General features: G+C 61.2%; 9 protein-coding genes. 6 read left to right on the plus strand and 3 right to left on the minus strand.

Translation table 11 applies throughout. The features are described from left to right. Window positions 1–249: hypothetical protein (locus tag DC432_RS16260; protein WP_207770848.1), on the plus strand; the 249-nt coding region annotated here is incomplete at its 5' end. Window positions 250–305: 56 nt separating this feature from the next. Here DC432_RS16260 and DC432_RS15760 read toward each other — a convergent pair. Further along, window positions 306–623 carry a histone-like nucleoid-structuring protein Lsr2 gene (locus tag DC432_RS15760; protein ID WP_116538648.1) on the minus strand — a complete coding sequence of 106 codons (318 nt, stop codon included), beginning with the start codon at window positions 621–623 and terminating at the stop codon, window positions 306–308. Between the two features lie 140 nt (window positions 624–763). Here DC432_RS15760 and DC432_RS15765 point away from each other — a divergent pair, with 140 nt between their 5' ends. The 5 genes from DC432_RS15765 to DC432_RS15785 all read left to right on the plus strand — a co-directional run bounded on the left by DC432_RS15765 (window position 764) and on the right by DC432_RS15785 (window position 3,095). After that, window positions 764–1,294, plus strand: coding sequence for a hypothetical protein (locus DC432_RS15765; protein WP_116538649.1), 531 nt, complete (start codon window positions 764–766; stop codon window positions 1,292–1,294). 221 nt (window positions 1,295–1,515) lie between these two features. Further along, window positions 1,516–1,965, plus strand: a complete 450-nt coding sequence (locus tag DC432_RS15770; RefSeq protein ID WP_165801315.1) for a type II secretion system protein — start codon at window positions 1,516–1,518, stop codon at window positions 1,963–1,965. A gap of 170 nt (window positions 1,966–2,135) precedes the next feature. After that, a complete protein-coding gene (locus DC432_RS15775; protein ID WP_116538651.1) occupies window positions 2,136–2,321 on the plus strand; it encodes a helix-turn-helix domain-containing protein in 186 nt (61 codons plus the stop codon). 17 nt (window positions 2,322–2,338) lie between these two features. After that, window positions 2,339–2,572: a hypothetical protein gene (locus DC432_RS15780; RefSeq protein WP_133177978.1), complete on the plus strand. Its 234-nt coding sequence runs from the start codon at window positions 2,339–2,341 to the stop codon at window positions 2,570–2,572. A 55-nt stretch (window positions 2,573–2,627) separates the two neighbouring features. Next, entirely contained in the window at window positions 2,628–3,095 is a 468-nt protein-coding gene (locus tag DC432_RS15785; RefSeq protein WP_116538653.1) for a type II secretion system protein, read from the plus strand. A 151-nt stretch (window positions 3,096–3,246) separates the two neighbouring features. Here the strand turns inward: DC432_RS15785 and DC432_RS15790 are convergent, their stop codons facing one another. Together DC432_RS15790 and DC432_RS15795 are read right to left on the minus strand one after the other, a co-directional pair. Continuing rightward, window positions 3,247–3,696, minus strand: coding sequence for a hypothetical protein (locus tag DC432_RS15790; protein WP_116538654.1), 450 nt, complete (start codon window positions 3,694–3,696; stop codon window positions 3,247–3,249). Next, window positions 3,693–4,339: hypothetical protein (locus tag DC432_RS15795; RefSeq protein WP_207770850.1), on the minus strand; the 647-nt coding region annotated here is incomplete at its 5' end. The genes DC432_RS15795 and DC432_RS15790, both read right to left, overlap by 4 nt.

Here is a 4,339-nt window from a genome sequence, read left to right on the forward strand (position 1 = left end):
CGCTTTCCCACATGCCCACTATTGACCTCGCTATCTCGCTGTACTGGCTGGGCGACAATGAGTGACCTCGCCGCATCGTGGGCACAGTTCAAGCAATCGCCCGAAGCCCGACAGGCACCCGTACCGCTGGGTGACTGGCATTCACGTCGCCTTGCCAACGCCGCGGAGAACGGCGACCTCGAGGCGGACGCCACCCCTGACACCTCTTTCAGCTCCGGTGCGTGGATGCCCGACTACACACAGCACTGACAGCACAAAGCCCCCGCCTCATTCGTGAGAGGCGGGGGCTTTGCTATGCGCTCAAGTCACTTCGAAGCGAGGAAGGCGTCCACAATGCTCTGCGCCACACGCCCGCGGTCACTGACCTGGTGGCCGTTCTCCTTCGCCCACGCCTTCAACTCGTCACGGTTCCACGTCTGTGCGCTTTTCGCAGAACCGCGGCCGCGCTTGCTTTCGCGGGTGCCGTGCTCGATGAAAAGCGCCAGCGCATCCTCAAGCTTCTTGCGGTTGCGGGCGGAAAGGTCGATGGAGTAGCTGGTGCCATCAAAGGCGAAGGTGACGGCCGAGGCATCCTCGCTGCCGTCAATGTCATCGGTGATGCTTGTGTAAGTACGGGTAGCCATATAGCGGATCGTACACCTGTGGCGGCTTATTGCCCAGGCTAACGCGCAAGCAGGTTTCCTCTATTTCCCGTATTTCCCGTAGCGATATTAGTTGTGCCACCACTCAGGCACCCAACATCACGACTACAGGAGCAGAAACCATGAGCAAGTCAGCCAACAACGGTAACGGCAACATCGTCAACTTCATCGTCACCATGGTCATCATGGGCGTTGTCTTCCTGTTTGCCGCACCGGTCCTTGAAGACACCAAGGCGAATGCCGCCTCTGTCGCACACGCCGTCGAGAACGCTGGGAGCGTTCGTCAAGAAGTTTCTCGCATCACCGCAACCGGTGACCTCTCCGCCCTCGATGGTCTGGAGGAGGCATACACAAGCGGCCTCGCAAACATCAAGAAGTTCATCGGTGACGAGAAGGTGGCCGAGGCTGAGGCTCAAGCTGCACCGACGCTCCGCTTCGCGAAAGAGCAGACCGCGGCGCTCGAAGCCGCCAACCCCGTGCTGAACAACACCGTGATCGATGTGCAGGACATGGCACCTGCAACCGCCACCGGCACTGCTGCCCCCTCCGTGAGCATCGACCTCGCCGCTCTGGCCCCCACGCTGTTCGTCGGCCTCATTGTCTTCATCGTGCTGTGGACAGTCTTCAACCTCCGTAAGAAGGACAACGCATGAGCCGCCGCAGAAAGGTGGGGACTGTATTTGCGATTGCTGCGGGAATTATTCACCTTGCCTGTTGGGCGGTGCTGCTATGGCTCATGTTCGTGGCTCAACCCACGCCCGTTCTGCCGGTCTAAGGGAACTCGCGGAACTAGGGGAAACCCAAGTTGATATTACTCCCGAGGCAAAACGCCTCGATGAACCGCCCTCTCGGGCTAACAAGGAGTTTCAACCCCATGATTTCTTTCATCAACAACGCACTCAAGCACCGCAATGGCGAGAAGGGCTTTTCTCTCGTCGAGCTCATCGTCGTGGTTGCCATCCTCGGCATCCTCGTGGTGATCGCTATTCCGGTCTTTGGTGCCATTCAGACCACCGCTCGACAGAACACCGTTGCCACCGCTGCGGCGAACGCGGCCACCTCTCTCGCGGCGGCGGTAACAGCCTCCGGTCCGAGTGAGGTGCAGCCTACGCTCGATCGGCTCAATGCTCAGGGCCCGGACACGATCCGGTACTCCCTCGGCGGCAGCTCGCAAATCGATTCCATCAGTGGGCAAACTATCAACGTGCCTACAGTGCAGGCCGGAAACGACTCCACCGACACCATCTATGTGTACGCGGTGAACGACCGCAACGAATGGGCCGGTGCGGGTTCAGCCGGAGGCAAGTCTCACTCCTGGGACTGATGTGCGCTAGTTAGTCACCTCCCATAGAAAAAGCCCCCACCGCGTATAAGGCATGCCGGTGGGGGCTTCTTCTATGGCGGCTCCAAGCTACGAGCAATAAAGGAAACAGGCTGATATTGGCCATCAGGCCGGGAACTCCCCCGCTCTTACCGCCCTAGGAGGCTTTCATCATGTCCGCTGAGTTCATCAAGGTGCCCGAGATGGCGCTGCTACTTCGAGTGTCGCGCCCCACCGTTCGCAAGCTCATCCGCGAGGGTGCGTTTCCTACCCACCTCGTCGGTAATCACAACCGCGCGCGCCGGTCCGACTTCATGGGCTTCCAGCAGGAGTTTCTGAAAGGTCAGGCAGGAGGGTGATCGCGGGAGAGGCGACAGTGCTCGCTTCGCTCGATGACCTCTTCGAAGGCCGCTGGGAGCGCGATGCGCAGGTGGAACAGGATGCCCGCAGTTTCTTGCAGCAGGTGGGTGACCTCGTCGCATCAGTCGTCGTATGGCTCGCAGCCCGCGAGTGGTGGGAACTCTGCCTCATGGGAGGCATGGGCATCGCAGCCGTGGTAGCCGTCACTGCCGCGGTCAAGCTACGACCGAGCCGCTACCGGCTCCGCTGATAACTACATCGCACGTTGCTACAGGCCGTGCTGGGGAACTGACAAGGAGGCTCCCATGACATTCGCAATACTTCGACAAGCCCGCACCCGCGGGGAGCGAGGCTTCGGGCTCGTAGAACTCATCGTGGTGGTAGCCATCCTCGGCATACTGCTTTTGGTTGGCCTGCCCATCTTCGGAGCGATCCAGAAGAAGGCCCGCCAGAACGTACTGCTCACCATGGTTAAAGAGGTCGCCGCCAATGTGCGCGTCGCCGAGGAGTCCGGAGCGGACCCGTTCGCTGTGGTGGACTACTTCAACCGACAGCACCGGGGGGATTTCGCCTTCACCGTTGCGCCCTACGACTACATCGGGGCCGGGTTCGGGAACATTCGCATCACCCGCACGGTGGGTGGCATTCACAACTTCTGGCACAGCGGACGCGAGCAGTCCACCCCGGGGAACCTATACATCTATGCGATGAACGACCACGACGAATGGGCGGGCGCGGGTGCCAATCGCAAAGACCTCAACGGCTGGACCTGACAAACCCGAAAGGGGCGGTGGCTGCGGCTACCGCCCCTTTCCTGTGGGAGCAGGCGACGCTACGCCGCGGCACCAGCGACGAAGCTCGTTGCGATGGGTGCAAACATGCTCTGCACACGCATGCGCTCAGGCTGTCAGTGAGCGGGGCGGGCTATGCGAACAGCTTTGGTGCACTTTGCGCAAGCAGGTGGGTGTCCATGTCTGCCTGTCGCAGCGGCACACCATCTACCTGCGATGTGGCGGGGTCGGTGTACCAGTAGAAGCGGCGCACGCCGCGGTCGCTGTGTTGCTGCGCCAAGCTTCGGGCTTCGGCCATCGTGAATAGCCATACTGCATCCTCTGACAGCACCACGGTGGCGAGCACCTGTGCGCGAAGGTCATGCGGGAAGTTCCACCCCACCGCGAGCTTGCCGCGACCGCCAGCAGGCGTGGGCTCCTGCACCGTCTTTACCTGCACGGTGATTGCTTGAGCGGTGGTGGGGGAGTACACCACGAGGTCCACACCTGAATCGGTGGTGAGGCGGGCACTATCGAGACCCATCTTGAGCAGGCGGTACTGCACGAGCAGTTCGCCCGCTGCGCCGATGTGCTGTGTGCTCACCGCTTCCTCCTGCTCGTCTGCCAGTCCTCGCCCTTAGCTACCTTCTCAGTCCGCCGCTTCTCGTCGTAGTTCCTCGTGATGGTTTCGGCTACTTCCCGCATCTTCAACGTGTTCTCTCGTACCGCGGCCTGCACGTCGTGAATGGGGAGCAGGTCAGTAGAGGCCCAACGCTTGGAGAAGACGGGCGCGTGGTCGCCCGGCTGCTTGAGGGGAGTGGCAGCCTTCTCAGCTTGCTCGTGTCGGTGAACAGCTCCGGTATGTTCCGCCCACTGCGGCAGGGTCATCGTCTCAGGGTCGTACACCTGGCCCTTGAGGGGGTGCGGGCGCGGGAATGTAAGTGCCGTGTTGTGCCAGAAGGTCTCTGGCAGGACGGCCTCCGTGTAAAGGCCGAAGGGTTCATACAGGGGGCGTAGCTGAGGATGCTGGTCGATGAATTGGTTGATGGTGTCGTAGTTCCAGCGCTGAAACTCTTGCGTGCGGTTCAGCACGATGCGCAGGTAGGTTGCCATGTCTTCGTCGGCCTCAACCATCACCACGGGCACCGTAGCCTCTGGCCACCACCCTTCTTCGTGCAGTTCCTGCACCACTTCGAGGCGCAGGTGCCCGTCGAGCACTCTTCCGTGGGAGTCCGCGACAAGGGGTG

It is taken from the genome of Microbacterium testaceum (assembly GCF_003075375.1).
Lineage (GTDB): Bacteria > Actinomycetota > Actinomycetes > Actinomycetales > Microbacteriaceae > Microbacterium > Microbacterium testaceum_E.

What these genes read in the sequence shown, in the direction of transcription:
- DC432_RS15760 (WP_116538648.1), bottom strand. Translation starts at nt 623, where the DNA reads ATGGCTACCCGTACTTACACAAGCATCACCGATGACATTGACGGCAGC.
- DC432_RS15765 (WP_116538649.1), top strand. Translation starts at nt 764, where the DNA reads ATGAGCAAGTCAGCCAACAACGGTAACGGCAACATCGTCAACTTCATC.
- DC432_RS15770 (WP_165801315.1), top strand. Translation starts at nt 1,516, where the DNA reads ATGATTTCTTTCATCAACAACGCACTCAAGCACCGCAATGGCGAGAAG.
- DC432_RS15775 (WP_116538651.1), top strand. Translation starts at nt 2,136, where the DNA reads ATGTCCGCTGAGTTCATCAAGGTGCCCGAGATGGCGCTGCTACTTCGA.
- DC432_RS15785 (WP_116538653.1), top strand. Translation starts at nt 2,628, where the DNA reads ATGACATTCGCAATACTTCGACAAGCCCGCACCCGCGGGGAGCGAGGC.